This is a genomic window from Fluviicoccus sp., assembly GCF_030646115.1.
Classification (GTDB): Bacteria; Pseudomonadota; Gammaproteobacteria; order Pseudomonadales; family Moraxellaceae; genus Fluviicoccus.
Genome location: NZ_JAUSMX010000018.1, coordinates 134,300 through 154,394 on the forward strand (window position 1 = coordinate 134,300; position 20,095 = coordinate 154,394).

General features: G+C 53.2%; 34 protein-coding genes. All 34 read right to left on the reverse strand.

Annotation, left to right across the window (positions count from 1 at the left end; translation table 11 throughout):
• Positions 1-1,005: a DNA-directed RNA polymerase subunit alpha gene (rpoA, locus tag Q7T36_RS12495; RefSeq protein ID WP_304848899.1), complete on the reverse strand. Its 1,005-nt coding sequence runs from the start codon at positions 1,003-1,005 to the stop codon at positions 1-3.
• Positions 1,006-1,034: 29 nt separating this feature from the next.
• The gene (gene rpsD, locus Q7T36_RS12500) at positions 1,035-1,658 is read right to left on the reverse strand and encodes a 30S ribosomal protein S4 (RefSeq protein WP_304848902.1); all 624 of its coding nucleotides are present in this window, start codon (positions 1,656-1,658) and stop codon (positions 1,035-1,037) included.
• A gap of 17 nt (positions 1,659-1,675) precedes the next feature.
• A complete protein-coding gene (rpsK, locus tag Q7T36_RS12505) occupies positions 1,676-2,065 on the reverse strand; it encodes a 30S ribosomal protein S11 (RefSeq protein ID WP_130410570.1) in 390 nt (129 codons plus the stop codon).
• A gap of 22 nt (positions 2,066-2,087) precedes the next feature.
• Positions 2,088-2,444, reverse strand: a complete 357-nt coding sequence (gene rpsM, locus Q7T36_RS12510; RefSeq protein ID WP_130410571.1) for a 30S ribosomal protein S13 — start codon at positions 2,442-2,444, stop codon at positions 2,088-2,090.
• 94 nt (positions 2,445-2,538) lie between these two features.
• Positions 2,539-2,655, reverse strand: coding sequence for a 50S ribosomal protein L36 (rpmJ, locus tag Q7T36_RS12515; RefSeq protein ID WP_107865087.1), 117 nt, complete (start codon positions 2,653-2,655; stop codon positions 2,539-2,541).
• A gap of 24 nt (positions 2,656-2,679) precedes the next feature.
• Positions 2,680-4,047, reverse strand: a complete 1,368-nt coding sequence (gene secY, locus Q7T36_RS12520) for a preprotein translocase subunit SecY (protein ID WP_370690118.1) — start codon at positions 4,045-4,047, stop codon at positions 2,680-2,682.
• Positions 4,048-4,052: 5 nt separating this feature from the next.
• Positions 4,053-4,487 carry a 50S ribosomal protein L15 gene (rplO, locus tag Q7T36_RS12525; RefSeq protein ID WP_304848915.1) on the reverse strand — a complete coding sequence of 145 codons (435 nt, stop codon included), beginning with the start codon at positions 4,485-4,487 and terminating at the stop codon, positions 4,053-4,055.
• A 3-nt stretch (positions 4,488-4,490) separates the two neighbouring features.
• On the reverse strand, positions 4,491-4,673 hold the full coding sequence (gene rpmD, locus Q7T36_RS12530; RefSeq protein ID WP_304848917.1) for a 50S ribosomal protein L30: 183 nt from the start codon (positions 4,671-4,673) through the stop codon (positions 4,491-4,493).
• 4 nt (positions 4,674-4,677) lie between these two features.
• A complete protein-coding gene (gene rpsE / locus Q7T36_RS12535) occupies positions 4,678-5,175 on the reverse strand; it encodes a 30S ribosomal protein S5 (RefSeq protein ID WP_304848920.1) in 498 nt (165 codons plus the stop codon).
• Positions 5,176-5,183: 8 nt separating this feature from the next.
• Positions 5,184-5,534, reverse strand: coding sequence for a 50S ribosomal protein L18 (rplR, locus tag Q7T36_RS12540; RefSeq protein ID WP_304848923.1), 351 nt, complete (start codon positions 5,532-5,534; stop codon positions 5,184-5,186).
• Between the two features lie 14 nt (positions 5,535-5,548).
• Positions 5,549-6,082: a 50S ribosomal protein L6 gene (rplF, locus tag Q7T36_RS12545; protein ID WP_304848926.1), complete on the reverse strand. Its 534-nt coding sequence runs from the start codon at positions 6,080-6,082 to the stop codon at positions 5,549-5,551.
• A 13-nt stretch (positions 6,083-6,095) separates the two neighbouring features.
• On the reverse strand, positions 6,096-6,479 hold the full coding sequence (gene rpsH / locus Q7T36_RS12550) for a 30S ribosomal protein S8 (protein WP_304848928.1): 384 nt from the start codon (positions 6,477-6,479) through the stop codon (positions 6,096-6,098).
• Positions 6,480-6,491: 12 nt separating this feature from the next.
• Positions 6,492-6,797, reverse strand: a complete 306-nt coding sequence (gene rpsN, locus Q7T36_RS12555) for a 30S ribosomal protein S14 (protein ID WP_304848930.1) — start codon at positions 6,795-6,797, stop codon at positions 6,492-6,494.
• Between the two features lie 9 nt (positions 6,798-6,806).
• Positions 6,807-7,343 carry a 50S ribosomal protein L5 gene (gene rplE / locus Q7T36_RS12560; RefSeq protein WP_304848932.1) on the reverse strand — a complete coding sequence of 179 codons (537 nt, stop codon included), beginning with the start codon at positions 7,341-7,343 and terminating at the stop codon, positions 6,807-6,809.
• A 14-nt stretch (positions 7,344-7,357) separates the two neighbouring features.
• Positions 7,358-7,675 (reverse strand): 50S ribosomal protein L24, encoded by a 318-nt coding sequence (gene rplX, locus Q7T36_RS12565; RefSeq protein WP_304848934.1) that lies wholly within the window; start codon positions 7,673-7,675, stop codon positions 7,358-7,360.
• 11 nt (positions 7,676-7,686) lie between these two features.
• Entirely contained in the window at positions 7,687-8,055 is a 369-nt protein-coding gene (gene rplN / locus Q7T36_RS12570) for a 50S ribosomal protein L14 (protein ID WP_130410581.1), read from the reverse strand.
• 85 nt (positions 8,056-8,140) lie between these two features.
• Positions 8,141-8,401: a 30S ribosomal protein S17 gene (gene rpsQ / locus Q7T36_RS12575; protein ID WP_304848939.1), complete on the reverse strand. Its 261-nt coding sequence runs from the start codon at positions 8,399-8,401 to the stop codon at positions 8,141-8,143.
• Between the two features lies 1 nt (position 8,402).
• Complete coding sequence (rpmC, locus tag Q7T36_RS12580) at positions 8,403-8,594, reverse strand: 50S ribosomal protein L29 (RefSeq protein WP_130410583.1); 192 nt, start codon at positions 8,592-8,594, stop codon at positions 8,403-8,405.
• Positions 8,594-9,007, reverse strand: a complete 414-nt coding sequence (gene rplP / locus Q7T36_RS12585; protein WP_304848945.1) for a 50S ribosomal protein L16 — start codon at positions 9,005-9,007, stop codon at positions 8,594-8,596. The genes rpmC and rplP overlap by 1 nt, the downstream gene beginning before the upstream one ends.
• A gap of 3 nt (positions 9,008-9,010) precedes the next feature.
• The gene (rpsC, locus tag Q7T36_RS12590; protein WP_304848948.1) at positions 9,011-9,769 is read right to left on the reverse strand and encodes a 30S ribosomal protein S3; all 759 of its coding nucleotides are present in this window, start codon (positions 9,767-9,769) and stop codon (positions 9,011-9,013) included.
• An 11-nt stretch (positions 9,770-9,780) separates the two neighbouring features.
• The gene (gene rplV / locus Q7T36_RS12595) at positions 9,781-10,110 is read right to left on the reverse strand and encodes a 50S ribosomal protein L22 (RefSeq protein WP_304848951.1); all 330 of its coding nucleotides are present in this window, start codon (positions 10,108-10,110) and stop codon (positions 9,781-9,783) included.
• A 10-nt stretch (positions 10,111-10,120) separates the two neighbouring features.
• The gene (gene rpsS, locus Q7T36_RS12600; protein ID WP_304848954.1) at positions 10,121-10,396 is read right to left on the reverse strand and encodes a 30S ribosomal protein S19; all 276 of its coding nucleotides are present in this window, start codon (positions 10,394-10,396) and stop codon (positions 10,121-10,123) included.
• Positions 10,397-10,416: 20 nt separating this feature from the next.
• Positions 10,417-11,238: a 50S ribosomal protein L2 gene (gene rplB, locus Q7T36_RS12605; protein ID WP_304848957.1), complete on the reverse strand. Its 822-nt coding sequence runs from the start codon at positions 11,236-11,238 to the stop codon at positions 10,417-10,419.
• Between the two features lie 15 nt (positions 11,239-11,253).
• A complete protein-coding gene (rplW, locus tag Q7T36_RS12610) occupies positions 11,254-11,553 on the reverse strand; it encodes a 50S ribosomal protein L23 (RefSeq protein WP_304848960.1) in 300 nt (99 codons plus the stop codon).
• Positions 11,550-12,152 carry a 50S ribosomal protein L4 gene (gene rplD / locus Q7T36_RS12615; RefSeq protein ID WP_304848963.1) on the reverse strand — a complete coding sequence of 201 codons (603 nt, stop codon included), beginning with the start codon at positions 12,150-12,152 and terminating at the stop codon, positions 11,550-11,552. The genes rplW and rplD overlap by 4 nt, the downstream gene beginning before the upstream one ends.
• A gap of 12 nt (positions 12,153-12,164) precedes the next feature.
• Positions 12,165-12,803: a 50S ribosomal protein L3 gene (gene rplC / locus Q7T36_RS12620; protein WP_304848966.1), complete on the reverse strand. Its 639-nt coding sequence runs from the start codon at positions 12,801-12,803 to the stop codon at positions 12,165-12,167.
• Between the two features lie 53 nt (positions 12,804-12,856).
• Positions 12,857-13,168, reverse strand: a complete 312-nt coding sequence (rpsJ, locus tag Q7T36_RS12625; RefSeq protein ID WP_130410592.1) for a 30S ribosomal protein S10 — start codon at positions 13,166-13,168, stop codon at positions 12,857-12,859.
• Positions 13,169-13,414: 246 nt separating this feature from the next.
• Positions 13,415-14,605, reverse strand: a complete 1,191-nt coding sequence (tuf, locus tag Q7T36_RS12630) for an elongation factor Tu (RefSeq protein WP_304848969.1) — start codon at positions 14,603-14,605, stop codon at positions 13,415-13,417.
• Positions 14,606-14,660: 55 nt separating this feature from the next.
• Complete coding sequence (gene fusA / locus Q7T36_RS12635) at positions 14,661-16,793, reverse strand: elongation factor G (RefSeq protein WP_304848972.1); 2,133 nt, start codon at positions 16,791-16,793, stop codon at positions 14,661-14,663.
• 21 nt (positions 16,794-16,814) lie between these two features.
• Complete coding sequence (gene rpsG, locus Q7T36_RS12640) at positions 16,815-17,285, reverse strand: 30S ribosomal protein S7 (RefSeq protein WP_304848975.1); 471 nt, start codon at positions 17,283-17,285, stop codon at positions 16,815-16,817.
• A 94-nt stretch (positions 17,286-17,379) separates the two neighbouring features.
• Complete coding sequence (gene rpsL, locus Q7T36_RS12645; RefSeq protein WP_304848978.1) at positions 17,380-17,754, reverse strand: 30S ribosomal protein S12; 375 nt, start codon at positions 17,752-17,754, stop codon at positions 17,380-17,382.
• 130 nt (positions 17,755-17,884) lie between these two features.
• Positions 17,885-18,805, reverse strand: a complete 921-nt coding sequence (locus Q7T36_RS12650) for a hypothetical protein (protein WP_304848981.1) — start codon at positions 18,803-18,805, stop codon at positions 17,885-17,887.
• Positions 18,806-18,837: 32 nt separating this feature from the next.
• Positions 18,838-19,737: a TadE/TadG family type IV pilus assembly protein gene (locus Q7T36_RS12655; RefSeq protein ID WP_304848984.1), complete on the reverse strand. Its 900-nt coding sequence runs from the start codon at positions 19,735-19,737 to the stop codon at positions 18,838-18,840.
• Positions 19,730-20,095 carry a DUF192 domain-containing protein gene (locus tag Q7T36_RS12660; protein WP_304848987.1) on the reverse strand — a complete coding sequence of 122 codons (366 nt, stop codon included), beginning with the start codon at positions 20,093-20,095 and terminating at the stop codon, positions 19,730-19,732. The genes Q7T36_RS12655 and Q7T36_RS12660 overlap by 8 nt, the downstream gene beginning before the upstream one ends.

A 20,095-nucleotide genomic window follows, 5' to 3' on the forward strand; every position in this document is an offset into this window, starting at 1 on the left:
TTAGCGGCTACGGTAGGCGAAACGGTCATCGGCGCGCAGGCTGGCGGGTGGCCAGTTATCCAGACGCATTCCGAGTGACAAGCCTTTGGAAGCCAGCACATCTTTGATTTCGGTGAGCGACTTCTTGCCCAGATTAGGAGTCTTCAGCAACTCCACTTCCGTACGTTGAACCAGATCACCAATGTAATAAATGTTTTCAGCTTTGAGGCAGTTAGCCGAACGTACCGTCAGTTCAAGGTCATCAACCGGACGGAGAAGGATCGGATCGACCTCCTCTCGGCTGGCAACCGGCTCTGGCAGCTTATCCTTCTGCAAATCAACAAACACAGAGATTTGTTGCTGCAGAATTGTGGCCGCACGACGGATAGCCTCTTCCGGCTCGATAGTCCCATTGGTTTCCAGGTCGATTACCAGTTTGTCCAGGTCAGTACGCTGTTCCACACGGGCATTTTCAACCACATAGGAAACACGCTTCACCGGGCTGTAACTGGCATCCAACTGGAGACGGCCGATAGGACGACCTTCACCTTCAGCGTACCGCGCATCAACGGGCTCATAACCACGACCACGCGTCACCTTCAACTTCATTTTCAGGTGACCATTCGCCCCGAGAGTGGCGATGTGATGATCGTTGTTTACGATTTCAACATTGTGCGGCAAACCGAGATCTGCCGCAGTAATTGAGCACGGGCCCTTCTTGTCCAGGGTCAATACAGCTTCGCTTTGTTCAAACAGCTTGATGGAAAGACCCTTCAGATTAAGCAACAGCTCAATGATGTCTTCCTGCAGGCCTTCCAGCGTGCTGTACTCATGCTCAACACCTTCAATTTCCGCTTCAACTACCGCTGCACCAGGCAACGAAGACAGAAGAATGCGGCGTAAAGCGTTGCCCAAGGTATGACCGAAACCTCTTTCAAGAGGCTCCAGCGTAACCTTTGCATGAGTCGCGCTAATAGCCTGAACAGCTATTGAGCGCGGCGTCAGAAACTCATTGGTACGCGTCATGAATGCGACCTCAAAACTAGAGCCAAGCCTTACTTGGAGTACAATTCAACAATCAAGCTTTCGTTGATTTCCGAGGGAAGATCCGAACGCTCAGGCAATGCCTTGAACGTACCTTCCATTTTGGCATAATCAACTTCCAGCCACGCAGGAGTACCACGCTGGCCAGCCAGCTCGATAGCACTCTTCACGCGCAACTGAGTCTTGGACTTCTCATAAATGGCGACAACATCACCCGGCTTAACTTGCAGGGAAGCGATGTTTACACGACGACCATTCAAAGTAACCGAACGGTGACTCACCAACTGACGAGCTTCAGAACGCGTCGCACCAAAACCCATGCGATAAACCACGTTATCAAGACGGCTTTCCAGCAATTGCAGCAAGTTTTCACCGGTAGCACCCTTCAAACGGGCAGCTTCCTTGTAATAATTGCTGAATTGACGCTCAAGCACGCCATAAATACGACGCACTTTTTGTTTTTCACGCAACTGGATACCGTAGTCAGACTGCTTACCCTTACGGGAAGCGCCATGTACGCCGGGGGGGGTATCAATTTTACACTTAGAGTCCAGGGCGCGAACACCGGACTTGAGCATCAGGTCAGTGCCTTCACGACGGGAGAGCTTGCACTTCGGACCAATATAACGAGCCATCTTTCAAGTCTCCTGGATTACACGCGGCGCTTCTTGGCGGGACGACAACCATTGTGTGGGATTGGCGTAACGTCCGTAATGCTGTTGATCTTGTAACCAACAGAATTCAGAGCACGCACCGCGGATTCGCGACCGGGGCCAGGACCCTTGACGAGCACGTCAAGATTCTTCAAACCATAATCCAGTGCAGCCTTGCCCGCAACTTCCGCAGCCACCTGGGCAGCGAAGGGGGTGGACTTACGCGAACCACGGAAGCCCTGACCACCGCTAGTGGCCCAGGCCAGTGCGTTACCTTGTCGATCGGTAATCGTCACAATGGTGTTATTAAAAGAAGCGTGAATATGCGCGATACCTTCGGAGACGGTACGAGTTACCTTCTTCCGACCGCGCTGATTGTCTTTTGCCATCTTTTAGCTTCCGAGGAAATGTTTACTTCTTGATTGCCTTGCGAGGACCCTTACGCGTACGCGCATTGGTCTTCGTACGCTGTCCACGGACAGGCAATCCACGACGGTGACGGATACCACGATAGCAACCGAGGTCCATCAACCGCTTGATGTTCATTGAAACTTGGCGGCGCAAATCACCTTCAGTAGGGATTTTTGCCACTTCTGCACGGATTGCATCCAGTTGGCTGTCTGACAGATCCTTGATCTTGGTAGTGGTTTGAATACCAACAGCCGCCAGAATTTTGGCAGATGTAGTACGACCGATACCGAAGATGTAGGTCAGCGAGATCACCGCGTGTTTGTTATCCGGAATGTTTACGCCGGCTATACGGGCCATTCACCATTCTCCACACAATACGGCATGCCATTGAGGCATGCCGCGAAAAGTGGGCGATTTTATCGCCCGAACCTGAAAAAAGCAACAGGCAGGTTTAACCCTGACGCTGTTTGTGACGCGGTTCAGCACTGCAAATGACACGAATAGTGCCATTCCGACGCACAACCTTGCAGCTTCCGCAAATCTTTTTCACAGAGGCACGAACTTTCATGGGATTTACCTGTCTGTTTACAGTTCAACGAATAAGGCCAGACCCAGTACCAACACCCTTAAGGTTAGCTTTCTTCATTAAGGACTCGTACTGGTGAGACATGAGGTGGGCTTGAACCTGGGCCATAAAGTCCATGACTACAACCACCACAATCAACAGTGAAGTACCGCCAAGGTAGAACGGCACCTTGAACGCAACCTGCAACAACATCGGCATCAAACACACAATAGTGATGTAGATGGCACCGACTAAAGTCAAACGGGTTAACACACTGTCAATGTACTTCGCAGTCTGATCACCCGGGCGGATACCCGGAATGTATGCGCCAGACCGCTTGAGATTATCTGCTACTTCCTTGGGATTGAACATCAAGGCCGTATAGAAATAGCAGAAGAAAATAATCAGCAATGCAAACAACAACAAATACAAGGGTTGCCCCGGAGAAAGCGTCAGCGCCATGTCCTGAAGAAACCGTTGAGCAACATTAGGGTTTGGAGACTGCGCAAACCACTGACCCAAACTTGCCGGGAAAAGTAATAGTGAACTGGCAAAAATTGCAGGAATAACACCAGCCATATTGATCTTAAGCGGCAAATGGCTTTGCTGGGCGGCATACAAACGTCGTCCCTGCTGCTTCTGCGCATAATTGACGGTTATTCTGCGCTGCCCTCTTTCCATGAAAACAACAGCACCCACAACAACCATGGCCAGCATGAACAAAATCAGCAAACCGATAATGCTCATCTCACCTTGGCGTGCAGACTCCAGAGACATACCTATGGCTGAAGGAATACCTGCAACAATCCCCGCAAAAATCAGCATCGAAATACCGTTGCCAACGCCACGCTCTGTAATTTGCTCACCTAACCACATCAAAAATACGGTACCGGCAACCAAGCTGACAACCGCCGGGATGTAGAACGACATTCCGGTCGTCAGTGTAATCCCCTGGCCCTGCAAGCCCGCACACATACCGACAGCTTGCACAAAGCCAAGAACCACCGTCCCATATCGCGTGTACTGGTTGATCTTTCTGCGGCCCGATTCCCCTTCCTTCTTGATTGCCTCAAGTTGGGGACTGACGGTCGTCATCAACTGCATGATGATGGACGCAGAAATATACGGCATGATTCCGAGAGCAAGAATCGACATACGCTCCAGAGCCCCTCCGGAAAACATGTTGAACAGACTCAGGATGGTATCCTTGTTCTGTTCAAACATTTGCGCAAGTCGGTCAGGGTTGATACCAGGAACAGGCACATGCGCACCAAGACGGAAAACAATCAACGCCAGAAAAAGAAAAACAATCCGACGCCATAGTTCACCCATGCCTTGTCGCATGGCGGGTGACTTCATTGCCGCTTTTGCCGCCTCGCTACGCGCATTTGCCATCGTTATTATTCCTCGACCTTACCACCGGCCGCCTCAATAGCAGCCCGGGCACCCTTAGTCACAGCAACACCCTTGACAATCACAGCGCGGTCAATGGCACCGGACAACATGATACGGGCACGAACCTTGTCCTTACGAACAAGATTTGCAGCCTTCAATGTATCAAGGGTCACATCAGCGCCATCCACAAACACTAACTCGGAAAGACGGACTTCCGCAGTATCAAGTGCACGTTGGGATGTGAAGCCAAACTTCGGAAGACGGCGATAAAGGGGCATCTGCCCGCCCTCGAAGCCAGGACGAACCTTGCCCTTGCCACGAGAGGTTTGCCCCTTCACACCGGAACCACCAGTCTTACCCAATCCGGAACCGATACCACGACCATGACGGCGAGCTACTTTCTTGGAGCCCTCAGCTGGGCTCAATTCATTCAGTTGCATCACTTATGCCTCAACTTTCACGAGGTAATACACCTTGTTGATCATGCCACGATTATCCGGAGTATCCAGAACCTCGACGGTATGACCAATACGACGAAGCCCCAAACCAAGAAGACAAAGCTTGTGGTTTTTCAGCTTGTGCGCACCAGACTTAATCTGGGTTACCTTAATAGTTGCCTGGGTCATGACATTATCCCAAAATTTCTTCGACAGACTTGCCGCGCTTTGCAGCAACCTGCTCTGGCGAAGTCATGGAAGCCAAGCCCTTGAATGTTGCATAAACAACATTGTTGGCATTGGTCGAGCCATAACACTTGGCCAAGACATTATGAACACCGGCAACTTCGAGTACGGCACGCATTGCACCGCCAGCGATTACACCAGTACCATCAGATGCAGGCTGCATGTAAATTCGAGAAGCGCCATGTTGGGCATTGATCGCATGCTGCAACGTGGTCCCGTTCAAATCGACGGAAATCATGTTACGGCGAGCTGCTTCCAATGCCTTCTGGATGGCGGCAGGCACTTCACGAGCCTTACCACGACCAAACCCGACACGACCCTTCCCATCACCGACTACGGTCAGGGCAGTGAAGGAAAAAATCCGACCACCCTTCACAACCTTAGCCACTCGATTTACAGCCACCAGCTTTTCGACAAAGCCTTCGTTTTGTTCAACTTTAGCCATGATGCACCTTAGAATTCCAGACCGCCTTCACGAGCGGCATCAGCCAAGGCCTGAATACGGCCATGATATTTGAATCCGGAACGGTCGAATGCAACACGACTAATTCCTGCTGCTTTGGCACGCTCAGCAATCAGCGCACCGACCTTCTTGGCTGCATCTACATTACCGGTATGCGACTCACGCAATGCAGCATCAAGCGTCGAAGCTTGAGCAAGTACAACCCCACCACAGGCAGAGATGACTTGCGCATAGATGTGACGCGGCGTGCGGTTCACGCACAGACGGACAGCACCCAACTCGTGAATCTTGAGTCGAGTGGCCTTGGCGCGCCGCAAGCGAGCTTCTTTCTTTTCGTTCATGGCGACCTCACGCGTTATTTCTTCTTGGCTTCCTTACGGATGACATTTTCATCCGAATACCGAATTCCCTTGCCCTTGTAAGGCTCAGGCGGACGGAAAGCACGAACATTGGCGGCCACTTGGCCGAGTAAATGCTTGTTGATCGACTTCAGGATAATCTCCGTCGGAGTCGGCGTTTCTGCCGTCACACCTTCAGGGAGATCAAAGTCGATCGGATGAGAATATCCCAGCGCGAGGTTCAGAACCTTGCCTTTGGCTGCGGCCTTGTAGCCCACACCAATCAACTGAAGTTTACGCTCAAAGCCAGCACTAACACCCTTAACCATATTATTGGCCAAAGAACGTGCAGTTCCTGTTTGCATCCAACCAGCCTGGGTTAATTCCCGGGGGGCAAACACCAACTGCTCGTTTTCAATCTTGGCTTCAACCAGGCCGTTCAGGGAGAGGGACAGTGACCCCTTGCCACCCTTTACCAGCAACTCCTGGCCATTGATAGTCACATCTACCCCTTTGGGAAGAGCAACCGGAGATTTAGCCACGCGAGACATTATGCTTCACCTATCACGATACAAGGGCAATCACTTCACCGCCCACGCCCGCAGCACGGGCAGCGCGATCAGTCATAATGCCTTTATTGGTAGAAACAATCAGAACGCCCAAACCATTCTTTACCGGAGCCAATTCATCGGACCCCTTGTAAACGCGCAAACCAGGGCGACTAACGCGCTTGATCTGCTCAATGACCGGCTTGCCTTCATAGTACTTGAGGCCCAGAGTCAGGGTTAAACCCTCAACTTCACTGGAGGCGATATAACCTTCATCGATAAGCACTTTGGCCAAGGCCACTTTCAGCTTGGACGTAGGCATGGCAACGCTTTGCTTGCGCGCCTGTTGTGCATTGCGAATGCGTGTAAGCATATCCGCAACGGTATCTTGCATGCTCATTGAACAGTCCTCTTACCAGCTAGCCTTGACAACACCAGGAACGTCACCCTGCATCACAGCTTCGCGCAACTTGTTACGGCCCAAGCCGAACTTGCGGAAAAAGCCATGAGGACGTCCGGTCAAGCCACACCGATTACGCTGACGCACGGGAGAAGCATCACGAGGCAGAGATTGCAACTTCAACATAGCCGCCCAACGATCCTCTTCAGATGCATTGACGTTGCCGATAGTCGCCTTCAACTGGCTGCGCAAGGCAGCATACTTAGCAACGGTTTTTTCGCGCTTTGCTTCGCGATTAATCATGCTTTTTTTAGCCATGACAAATACTCACTTGAAGGGGAAGCCAAAAGCACGCAGCAATGCACGACCTTGATCGTCATTGGCAGCCGTCGTAGTGATCGTGATATCCATCCCGCGAATCTTATCGATTTTATCAAAGTCGATTTCAGGGAAGACGATCTGTTCTTTGAGACCCATGCTGTAGTTTCCACGACCATCAAACGCCTTGGCGCTGAAACCGCGGAAGTCACGAATTCGAGGAATGGTGATATAGATCAACCGCTCCAGAAACTCATACATGCGCTCACCACGCAACGTAACCTTGCAACCAATCGGCCAGCCTTCACGAATCTTGAAGCCTGCGATGGATTTACGCGCGAGAGTAACAACGGGTTTCTGGCCAGAAATCAGCTGCATATCGGCCACGGCGCCATCAAGCATCTTTTTGTCTTGCGCGGCACCGCCCACTCCCATATTCAGAGTAATCTTGGTGATGCGTGGAACCTGCATCACATTATCGAGACTCAACTCAGCCAACAACTTGGCTACGAGTTCGTCTTTGTAAACTTGTCTTAGTCTGGCCATCTTCAACCAACCTGTTACTTAGCGTCTGCAATCGTATCGCCACTAGACTTGAAGACACGAACTTTTGTTTCGCCTTCCGTCTTGTAGCCGACACGATCGGCCTTTTGTGTTGCCGCGTTAAAAACCGCCACATTCGAGATATGCAGGGGCGCTTCACGCTCCTCGATACCACCCGGAAGACTGCGAGCCGGATTAGGCTTCACATGCTTCTTGACCAGGTTGATACCCGCAACTGTGACACGTCCATCAGCAACCTTGAGCACTTTGCCGCGCTTGCCTTTGTCCTTGCCAGCAATGACGATGATTTCGTCATTAGTTTTGATCTTTGCCATTTAACTCACCCTTACAGGACTTCAGGCGCCAGCGAGATGATCTTCATGAATTGCTCTGTACGCAGTTCACGCGTCACCGGCCCGAAAATACGAGTCGCGATTGGCGCACGCTGGTTATTCAACAGCACTGCTGCATTGTCATCAAAACGAATCAGAGAACCGTCAGGACGGCGAATACCAAACTTGGTACGAACCACCACGGCGTTCATGACATCGCCCTTCTTGACCTTGCCACGGGGAATTGCTTCCTTGACCGTGACCTTGATGATATCGCCCACAGAGGCATAACGACGATGAGATCCACCCAGCACCTTAATACACTGGACTCGTCTGGCACCGCTGTTATCAGCCACATCGAGCATCGTTTCGGTCTGAATCATTGTTCAACTCCAAACCTGGAATAAACCCTACGCGAAGGGGCAGCATGCTACCCAATCTTGCGCAGGGAAACAAGTAAAAATCAGCTTATTCAGCAGACTCAATCACTGCAACCAAGGTCCATGCCTTAGTCTTGGAGATGGGCCGGCATTCAGCAATCGTCACCACATCGCCTTCCTTGCACACATTATTCTCATCATGAGCATGCAGCTTGGTGGAGCGACGGATAAACTTGCCGTAAACCGGATGCTGTACACGGCGCTCGATCAGCACTGTAATGGACTTATCCATCTTGTTGCTGATGACCTTACCGGTCAGCGTACGCTGGGAAATGGTTTGCTCGGTCATATCAGCCACCCTGTTTTTCAGTCAAGACAGTTTTAATCCGTGCAATGTCCTTACGTACCTGCCCAACCTGGTGCGACTTGGCGAGTTGACCAGTGGCTTTCGCCATGCGCAGTTTAAATTGCTGGAGCTGGAGGCTATCCAACTCGGTGCGGAGCTCATCCGCAGTCTTTTGACGCAATTCTGTAGCGTTCATCACATTACCGTCCGGGATACGATGGTTGTTTTAACCGGCAGCTTGGCAGCGGCCAGCGTGAAGGCTTCACGTGCAAGCTCTTCGGAAACCCCTTCGATCTCGTACAGGATCTTGCCGGGTTGAATCTCGGCGACCCAGTACTCGACGTTGCCTTTACCATTACCCATCCGAACTTCGAGCGGCTTTTCGGTAATCGGCTTGTCCGGGAACACACGGATCCAGATTTTTCCACCACGCTTCACACGACGCGAGATCGTACGACGCGCAGCTTCAATTTGACGGGCAGTAATACGGCCGCGCTCAAGCGACTTCAGCGCAATGCTGCCAAAGGCAACAGTGCTGCCACGATGCGCAAGACCGGTATTACGACCTTTCTGAACCTTTCGGAACTTGGTGCGTTTAGGCTGTAACATCTCTTATTGCCCCTTTGCGTCCGAGTCACGACGTCCACCGCGATCACCGCGATCACCGCGATCATCACGCCCGCCGCGACGCTTGGCTGGCTTGGAATCTTCAACAGGCACTGGCTGCAGGACTTGATCCATGCCGCCAAGAATTTCGCCCTTGAAAATCCAGACTTTCACACCGATACACCCATAGGTGGTTTCAGCGCGCATGATGGAGTAGTCGATGTCCGCACGCAGGGTATGCAGGGGCACTCGGCCTTCCCGATACCATTCCGAACGGGCGATCTCAGCCCCGCCCAAACGGCCGGACACTTCCACCTTGATTCCTTTGGCGCCGGCACGCATGGTGTTTTGCACTGCGCGTTTCATGGCGCGGCGAAACATCACACGCTTCTCCAGTTGCGAAGCAATGCTTTCAGCAACCAGGCGCGCATCCAGATCAGGCTTGCGGATTTCATCAATATTGATCTGGACAGGCGTCTTCATCAACTTGGCCACTTCACGACCCAGACGCTCGACATCTTCACCTTTTTTACCGATGATGATGCCGGGACGCGCTGTGCTGATCGTGATACGAGCCGTATCAGAAGGGCGCTCAATCAGGATACGGCTGATAGCTGCATTTTTCAGTTTCTTATACAGGTACTCACGCACCTTAAGATCCGTCAGCAGATATTCCGCATAATTTTTCGGGCTGGCATACCAATTGGCATTGTGCTTTTTGACAACACCAAGACGGATACCAACTGGATGAACTTTCTGACCCATGATAGATCCCCTTATTCCGCGACTTTGACGGTGATGTGACAGGTCCGCTTGGTGATACGGTCCGCACGCCCTTTGGCACGGGGCATGATCCGCTTCAAGCTGGTCCCTTCATCGACAAATATCGTGGAGACTTTCAGTTCATCCACATCAGCGCCGTTATTATGCTCAGCGTTGGCAATTGCCGACTCCAGCACTTTCTTCAAGAAAGCAGCTGCTTTCTTGTTGCTGAACGCCAGGATATTCAGCGCTTGATCAACCGGCTTGCCGCGCACCAGATCCGCCACCAAGCGTGCTTTCTGGGCGGAAATTGGCGCGCCGCGAAGTTTAGCCACAACTTCCATTACTCACCCCTTAGCGTTTGGCTTTCTTGTCAACACCATGACCGCGATAGGTGCGGGTGGGTGCGAACTCACCGAGTTTATGTCCCACCATATGCTCGGTTACAAAAACCGGAACATGCTGGCGCCCATTGTGCACGGCGATGGTCAGACCAACCATATCCGGCAGAATCATCGAACGACGCGACCAGGTCTTGATGGGCTTCTTGGAGCTGGCTGCCAAAGCGGCTTCCACCTTCGCAAAAAGATGCGTATCTACAAACGGGCCTTTTTTAAGTGAACGAGGCACAGTTACTCTCCTTCATCCCATTACTTGCGACGATCGCGAACGATCATATTGGTCGTACGCTTGTTGCTGCGGGTCTTGTAACCCTTAGCCTTCTGACCCCATGGCGAAACAGGGTGCATACCCTTGTTACGGCCTTCACCACCACCATGCGGGTGATCAACGGGGTTCATGGCCATGCCGCGAACAGTCGGACGAATACCACGCCAGCGGCTAGCACCGGCCTTGCCCAGTACACGCAGATTATGTTCAGAGTTGCACACTTCACCCAGGGTGGCGCGGCAATCAACATGAATCTTGCGCATTTCGCCAGAGCGGAGACGGACAATGGCGTAAGCGCCATCACGACCCAGCAACTGGACGGAAGTACCGGCGGAACGGGCTACTTGCGCCCCCTTGCCGATCTTCAACTCGACACAATGCACCGTGGCACCGATCGGCATGTTGCGCAACGGCAAGGTGTTACCCACCTTGATTGGCGCATCATCACCGGACTGGACAGCGTCACCAGCCTTCAAACCTTTGGGAGCGATAATGTAACGACGCTCACCATCCGCATATTTCAGCAAAGCAATATATGCCGTGCGGTTCGGATCATACTCAAGACGCTCAACAACAGCCGGAATTCCGTCTTTGTTGCGCTTGAAGTCCACAAGACGATACAACTGCTTGTGCCCACCACCCACATGACGGGTTGTGATATGACCATTATTGTTTCGACCACCCGTCCGCTTCTTGCTTTCAACAAGTGCAGCGAAAGGACGACCCTTGTGCAGATCAGGATTTACAACCTTTTCCACAAATCGACGACCCGGTGAGGTCGGCTTACATTTTACGATTGGCATAATGCACTCCCACCCTTACTCGGCCGCGTCGGCCAACTGGATTTCTGCGCCAGCCTTCAGAGTGACATAGGCCTTCTTGATATCCGAGCGACGACCAGGACTACGACCAAAGCGCTTGTTCTTGCCCTTGATCACCGTAGTATTGACCGCCTCAACCTCGACGCCGAACAACTTTTCCACAGCCTTCTTGATTTCGAGCTTATTGGCATCCAGGCTGACCCGAAAAACCTGCTGATTGCGGGTTTCAGCAGCAATGTTTGCCTTCTCGGAGATGTGCGGGCCAAGCAGCACTTGGTACAAACGTTCGTTGTTCATCCCAATTCCACCTCAAGTTTCTTCGCAGCAGGCACCGACATCAGCACCCTGTCATAACCAATCAGACTGACAGGATCAATCGCCGCCGTATCGATAACAGCAACATTAGGAAGATTCCGAGCCGCCAGATACAGGTTTTCATCAACCGCATCCGTCACGATCAGGACATTATCAATGCCCAAACCCTTCAGCTTTTCTACCAACTCACGGGTTTTTGGACCGGAGACAGTGATATCTTCCACCAAGACCAAACGATCCTGGCGAACCAATTCAGCCAATATGCATTGCATGGCACCACGGTACATCTTGCGATTAACCTTCTGCTCCCAATTCTGCGGAACAGCCGCATGCGCCTTGCCACCACCACGCCATATCGGACTACGAATGGAACCGGCGCGCGCACGGCCTGTTCCCTTTTGGCGCCATGGCTTCTTGCCACCACCACTCACTTCAGCACGGTTCTTCTGGGCACGAGTACCCTGACGCGCTCCAGCCAGGTAAGCCGTAACGACCTGGTGAACAAGCGCCTCATTAAATTCCCTGCCGAAGGCAACTTCGGACAACTCAACAGCTGCACCGGAAACGGTCTTCAGATTCACGTTCAACCCCCCTTAGGCCTTAACCGACGGACGCACGATCACGTCGTAGCCAATTGCCCCAGGTACCGCACCCAAAACCACAAGTACGGACTTTTCAGCATCAACGGAAATCACTTCCAGACCCTGCACGGTTACACGGACATCACCCATGTGACCAGCCATCTTCTTACCCTTGAAAACACGACCCGGGCTCTGATTTTGACCAGTTGAACCATGCACACGATGCGAAACGGAGTTACCGTGCGTCGCATCCTGAGTACGGAAGTTCCAGCGCTTGACGCCACCCTGGAAACCCTTACCCTTACTGGTGCCGGTCACATCAATCTTCTGACCCGCAGCGAAGAAATCAACCCCAATCTGTCCACCAACCTGATAGGCAGCCAACTCTTCCGCACCAACTCGAAACTCCCAAACACCACGACCAGCAGCCACCTCAGCCTTGCCGAAGTGACCCGCCATAGCCTTGGTAACACGGGATGCACGACGCTCACCCGTTGTAACCTGAACAGCCTGATAGCCATCAGACTCAAGGGTCTTAATCTGGGTGATGCGGTTCGGATCGACCTCGATAACCGTCACAGGAACAGAAACACCTGCCTCTGTGAAGATCCGGGTCATGCCGCACTTACGTCCGACCAAACCAATAGCCATTTCCTCTAACCTCTTCTCAGCACAGCTTTGCAGCTACGCAATACGAATAACGATTATCCCAAGCTGATCTGCACATCTACGCCTGCAGCCAGATCCAGTTTCATCAGCGCGTCTACCGTCTTGTCGGTGGGCTGCACGATATCAACCAGTCTCTTATGGGTGCGGATTTCGTACTGGTCGCGGGCGTCCTTATTGACGTGCGGCGAAGTCAGCACATTGAAGCGTTCGATGCGGGTGGGCAGCGGAATCGGACCACAAACCTGTGCGCCAGTGCGCTTGGCGGTCTCAACGATCTCCTGAGCCGACTGATCAATCAAACGATGATCAAAGGCCTTCAGGCGGATACGGATTCTCTGGTTAGCCATTCCAGCAACTCCAAACCAAAAATAAAAAATATCCCTTTCACATACCCCGAAGGGAGCGAAAAGTATCTAATAAAGCCAGTGCCGAGATCGATGCCCCGACTGTAAGTTACACCCCGCATATCGCGGGAGCGGCATTATTCCCTGTATCCAGGCTAAATGCAATACATACTGACGTTTTTTCCTGCTAATTCCTTCTTTGTAAAAAAAGGGAGGGGCTACCCCTCCCTCTTCCCGCCAAACCATCAATTACTTGATGATCTTGGCCACAACACCGGCGCCAACAGTACGGCCGCCTTCACGAATCGCGAAGCGCAGACCTTCGTCCATGGCGATCGGATGGATCAGCTCCACCGTCATCTGGATGTTGTCACCCGGCATCACCATCTCGACACCTTCCGGCAGCTCGATGTTGCCCGTCACGTCCGTCGTACGGAAGTAGAACTGGGGACGGTAGCCCTTGAAGAACGGCGTGTGACGACCACCTTCTTCCTTGCTCAGCACGTACACTTCCGACACGAACTGGGTGTGCGGCTTGATGCTGTTCGGCTTGGCCAGAACCTGACCACGCTGAATATCTTCGCGCTTGATGCCGCGCAACAGCACGCCGACGTTTTCACCGGCACGGCCTTCATCCAGCAGCTTGCGGAACATTTCAACGCCGGTGCAGGTGGACTTGACGGTATCCTTGATACCAACAATTTCCACTTCCTCACCAACCTTGACAATGCCACGCTCAACACGACCAGTGACCACGGTACCGCGACCAGAAATCGAGAACACGTCTTCGATCGGCAGCAGGAACGGCTGGTCGATGGCGCGGGTGGGTTCCGGGATATAGGAATCCAGTGTTTCCACCAGCTTCAGGATGGCAGGAATGCCAAACGGACCTTCAGAGCCATTCAAGGCCTCCAGCGCGGAACCACGAATGATCGGGGTGTCGTCACCAGGGAAGTTGTACTTGTTCAGCAGGTCGCGGACTTCCATCTCGACCAGTTCCAGCAGCTCTTCGTCATCAACCATGTCGCACTTGTTCAGGAACACGACGATGTACGGCACGCCAACCTGACGGGACAGGAGGATGTGCTCGCGGGTCTGCGGCATGGGGCCGTCAGCAGCAGAGCAAACCAGGATCGCGCCGTCCATCTGGGCGGCACCGGTGATCATGTTCTTCACATAGTCAGCGTGACCCGGGCAGTCGACGTGGGCATAGTGACGAATGGGAGACAGGTATTCCACGTGGGCGGTGTTAATGGTGATACCACGCGCACGCTCTTCAGGGGCAGCATCGATCTGGTCGTATGCCTTGGCCTCACCGCCGTACACTTTCGCGCAAATGGTGGTAATAGCCGCCGTCAGGGTGGTCTTGCCGTGGTCAACGTGACCAATGGTGCCGACGTTTACGTGCGGCTTATCGCGTTCAAACTTGGCCTTCGCCATGATTCAATCCTCTCAAAAATAGCCATGGAGGGGGACCAGCCCCTCCACTTGATGTTTACTCGTCGTCAGACTTGCCCTTGCCAGAGAACTTGGCAATGATCGCATCAGCAACGTTACGCGGCGTTTCAGCGTAACGCGAAAACTCCATGGTAAACGTTGCGCGACCCTGGGACATGGAACGCATGTCAGTTGCATATCCGAACATTTCGGACAACGGCACCTCAGCCTTGATGGCCTTGCCGCCGCCAATCAGATCATCCATGCCTTGTACCATACCGCGACGACGGTTAAGGTCACCCATGATGTCGCCCATGTAGTCTTCCGGTGTTTCCACCTCGACCTTCATGATCGGCTCAAGCAGCACGGGGTCGGCCTTCATGAAGCCCTGACGGAATGCGATCGAACCGGCCATTTTGAAGGACAATTCATCCGAGTCGACGTCGTGGTAGGAGCCATCGAACAGCACCGCCTTGATACCCACAATCGGATAGCCAGCCAGAACACCGGTCGTCATGCGCTCTTGAATACCCTTGTCGACTGCACCGAAAAATTCCTTCGGCACGGTGCCGCCAACCACTTCCACGGCGTACTCATAGTCCTTCTCGCGGTCTTCGCCCATCGGCTCCAGACGCACATAGACGTGACCATACTTACCGCGACCACCGGTTTGACGCACGAACTTGCCTTCGGACTCCACCGTCTTGCGGATGGTTTCACGATAAGCAACCTGCGGCTTGCCGATGTTGGCTTCAACACCGAATTCGCGCTTCATGCGGTCAACCAGAATTTCCAGGTGCAATTCACCCATGCCGGAAATAATGGTTTGGCCGGACTCCTCATCTGTCTTGACGCGGAAAGACGGATCTTCCTTGGCAAGACGACCAAGAGCGATCGACATTTTTTCTTGGTCAGCCTTGGTCTTCGGCTCGACAGCCAACGAAATAACCGGCTCAGGAAATTCCATACGCTCAAGGGTGATGACATTGTTTTCATCACACAGCGTTTCACCAGTGATAACGTCCTTCATGCCTACGAACGCAGCGATGTCGCCGGCGCGCACTTCAGTCAGTTCTTCACGCTGGTTGGCGTGCATCTGCAGAATACGGCCTACGCGTTCCTTGCGCTGCTTGATCGGGTTCCAGACAGCATCGCCCGACTTGATCACACCCGAGTAAACCCGGATGAAGGTCAACGAACCGACGAACTTGTCATTCATGATCTTGAATGCGAGTGCCGCAAACGGCTCATCATCAGATGCATGACGCTCAGCAGGTGTTTCCGCCTTGTCGTCAAGAGTACCCTTGATCGCAAGCACGTCATTCGGAGCCGGCAAGTAGCGGATGACCGCATCAAGCATGGCTTGAACGCCCTTGTTCTTGAAGGCGGAGCCGCACATTACCGGCTGAATTTCACCCGCCAGAGTACGCTGACGAATAGCCTGATGAATTTCATCTTCAGTGAGGTCACCCCCCTCAAGATATTTGTTCATCAACTCTTCACTGGCTTCAGCTGCGCTTTCCACCAGATTGCCGCGCCACTTCTCGCAGACATCCTGCAGGTTAGCAGGGATGTCGCGAAGCTCGAACTTCATGCCCTGAGAAGCTTCGTCCCAATAGACAGCCTTCATGGTCACGAGATCGACAACGCCTTCGAAGTTTTCTTCAGCACCAATAGGAACCACCATGGGTACCGGATTGGCGCCGAGGCGCAACTTCATCTGCTCGACAGCGCGGAAAAAGTTGGCGCCGGTGCGATCCATCTTGTTCACGAATGCCAGACGCGGAACCCGATACTTGTTGGCTTGACGCCATACCGTTTCAGATTGGGGCTGCACGCCGCCCACCGCGCAATAAACCATGCAGGCGCCATCCAGCACACGCATGGAGCGCTCCACTTCAATCGTGAAGTCCACGTGACCCGGGGTATCAATGATATTGATACGGTGCTCGGGAAACTGGTGAGCCATACCACTCCAAAAACAGGTGGTAGCCGCAGAAGTAATGGTAATACCACGCTCCTGTTCCTGCTCCATCCAGTCCATGGTTGCAGCGCCGTCATGCACTTCACCGATCTTGTGATTCACACCCGTGTAAAACAGAATGCGCTCGGTAGTTGTCGTCTTGCCGGCATCAATATGGGCGCTGATACCGATATTCCGGTAGCGCTCCAATGGCGTAGTTCTAGCCATGTAAATATCCTCTGGATCGTTTTAGAAACGATAGTGGGAGAAGGCCTTGTTGGCTTCAGCCATACGGTGAACATCTTCACGCTTCTTGAGCGCAGCACCCTTGCCTTCTGCAGCATCCAGCAATTCGCCAGCCAGACGGAGCGCCATGGTCTTTTCGCTGCGCTTCATGGCAGCATCCACCAGCCAGCGCATCGCCAGGGCAGTACGACGGGAGGGGCGTACTTCCATGGGAACCTGATAGGTGGCACCACCGACACGGCGAGCCTTGACTTCAACCATCGGACGCACCTTTTCCAGGGTGTCCTCGAAGAATTGCACGGGATCGGGCTTGCCTTTTTGGGCAACACGCTCCAGGGCGCCGTAAACGATCCCTTCGGCAACGGATTTCTTGCCGCTATCCATCACATGATTGATGAATTTGGCAACAGTCTGGCTTCCGAATTTCGGATCAGGAAGAATTTCGCGCTTGGCGACTACACGTCTTCTGGGCATTTCTCAAAACCTTTATTGAAACTTCAGGGTTGTCCGGGACACATGCTGAGATCTTTTTGCTCAACCCGCCTGCCCGGCCTTACTACGTCCACAATTACTTCTTGGGACGTTTGGTACCGTACTTGGAACGGCTCTGGTTACGGTTTTTGACACCGGAACAGTCAAGCGAACCACGAACGGTGTGATAGCGCACACCCGGCAAGTCTTTTACACGGCCGCCGCGAATCAGAACGACGCTGTGCTCTTGGAGGTTGTGGCCTTCACCGCCGATGTAGGAGGTGACTTCAAAACCCGAGGTCAGACGAACACGGCAAACCTTGCGGAGTGCGGAGTTCGGCTTCTTGGGGGTGGTGGTATAAACGCGGGTGCAAACACCACGACGTTGCGGGCAGGCCTTGAGGGCCGGCACCTTGGACTTCTCGATCAGGTTTTGGCGACCGTGACGAATCAGCTGGTTAGTAGTTGCCATGTCGGCAGTTTCTCCCGTTAAAAAACAGATACCCTCGAAGAGGAGATAGCCTTTTCGAGGGGTACAGATAATAGGCAGACCGGAACAAGCCGTCAATCCTTATTTTTCCGGCTTTCAACGCATGGCCGGACTACTTATAGTCAGCCCGGATGCCGTCTGTCAGCGCTGTCGATGCCGTCTGATTGAAATAGACCATCTGCCCTGCCGGCAGAAGATATTCGCCCTTCGGGGACATGGTGACCATATAAAAGCGCCCTCCGTAACTGCCAATGCAGGTTTGATCCTGTAATGGCAAATCGACCACATGCTGGCATCTCACATCCAGATCCTTGAACGTATAACTACGGAACTCAGTCCCCTTCGGATACATTGCTTCCCACTCCGCGATTGACATCAATTCGGTTACTTCATCCGATGAAAACTCAGCCATATCTTCATGATTGATCACTTTACTGACCACCAGCGACTCCGACCCCGTGGGAAATGTTTTTCCAGAGTCGCGCAAATGCCTCATCTTCAACGTCTGTGACGGAATGAGGGAGAACGATTCGTTAAGTGAATCCGCCAACAGTAACCCACTCAGCGGCTTTACGTTGTAGTGGAAGGTGACCAAGCCTGCAATTTTGCCCTGCTCCTCCGTGTAGGGTGCAAACGTGTATGTCGTGTCCGTGCTGTTCGTCATCAATGCCGACTTAATCCCGGCCGCTGCATCAATGCCCTCTGTTTTAAGGATGTGCGTCCGTGTCATGACAAACGTCGTCACCAAGGGTACAAGTTCACGGCCGGAAACTACCTCTTCCTTGATGCTGACGACATCACCGGCTTTACTGTATTTGGAGCGGATGACTTTGTCCTGTAAACCCTCCGGCGTAAAGTCAAATTCATTGTCAAATGCAAACAGCGGTTGCAAGAAGGCGCTGCCTCCTGACAACGAGGCATCAGTCCCCAGCGTGGCACCGGAACCGCCTTCCGAACCACCCCCGCACCCTGCCAACGCCAGAACCATAGCCACACCGGCAATCCCGTTCACTTGTCCCATCTTCAACATCATGCATCTCCTTGTATAAACTCAAACAACCCTGACTAAACCGGTGAAGCGTTTCCCTCCGAACAGAAGTCATCATCCTGTCCGGTATTTGGCAGGCCACTTCCGCCTGTGCCTGTATCTCCGGTATTTTGCCCCCCTTCTCCCGTACCATTACCGGGATCTTCAAGATCAGGAACCTCTGCATCCGGATCAGGTTCAGGGTCTGCAACCTGGTCAGGATGATCTTTCGGAGCCGGCTTTACCCAGTGACTTTCCACGGGAGGGCTAACCATGGACGCTGTCGCCTCAACAACAACCGGAATACGGCCGGCAGCCAGCAAGCCTCCTTTGAAGGGCTCGTTGCCCCCCGCCATTAATGCCAAGCCCCCTGTAAAGAGTTTCCCGACCAAAGGGATTTTGGGTTCAAACCCATAGGTAATTCTGAGCTTGAGTACATTTGCATCCTGTATGTTGACGCCGGAAGTCGGCCCGATCTGTCGCGAACGGGACGCCAGGCCTTCATTGGGAATCGCCCGTGCACTACCGGTCCGAAGAGTTTTCTGCAGGCCGGGATCATTGAAATCATCGAAAGCCTCCAGGCTGGGACTTATGATTTCTATGCGCATGAAGGCAGCCTCGGCCGCCATGGCCGCCTTTCTGGCCAGTCCGGATGCCAACCTCGGGTCCTCCGGAAGCGCCAGATTCGGCAGTGCTCCGGAGGTGACCAGCATTGGCGTCAGCGCCCTGAACCAGGCTTCACGTATGGGCTCAGGAGTGGCGTTGTGCCTCGAACCGGCGCGGGCCGCCTCATAGCCAGCGTAGTCCAGGTTCAGGCGGGCATACTGCAGCATGATCATTTGCAAGCCCGCCATGGACATCAGCACAATCAATGGCCCCACCACCACAAACTCGGTCAGAGTAGACCCTTGCTGATGGATGGATAACAGCTTATGCACGAGTCAAACCCCGGGCTATCGCCGCCAAGCCGCTCCACTTCAAGCCATCACAATAGTTACGATCCAACCTGCCTGCCGCCAACTCCAAAGTCATGACCGTTTGAGGCGGTGCGGTGACCAGCCGCCAGGGCAGGACACAAGATTGCTGCTGCAGGGGTAAGCCTCCTGCATCCAGAAACAAGACATCAATGGCAAACCGCATACCCAGGGTGTGTATTCCGGCACAGGGGTAAAGTAACAGGGCTTCATCCCTGCCCAGGGACCGCGCGCCCAGCAAGCCCGCCAATCTGCGGGTAAATGTCACGGCAGGTGTTATTTGCAGGTAACCCGCCGGTGTCTCAACCATTGTCCCGTCCAT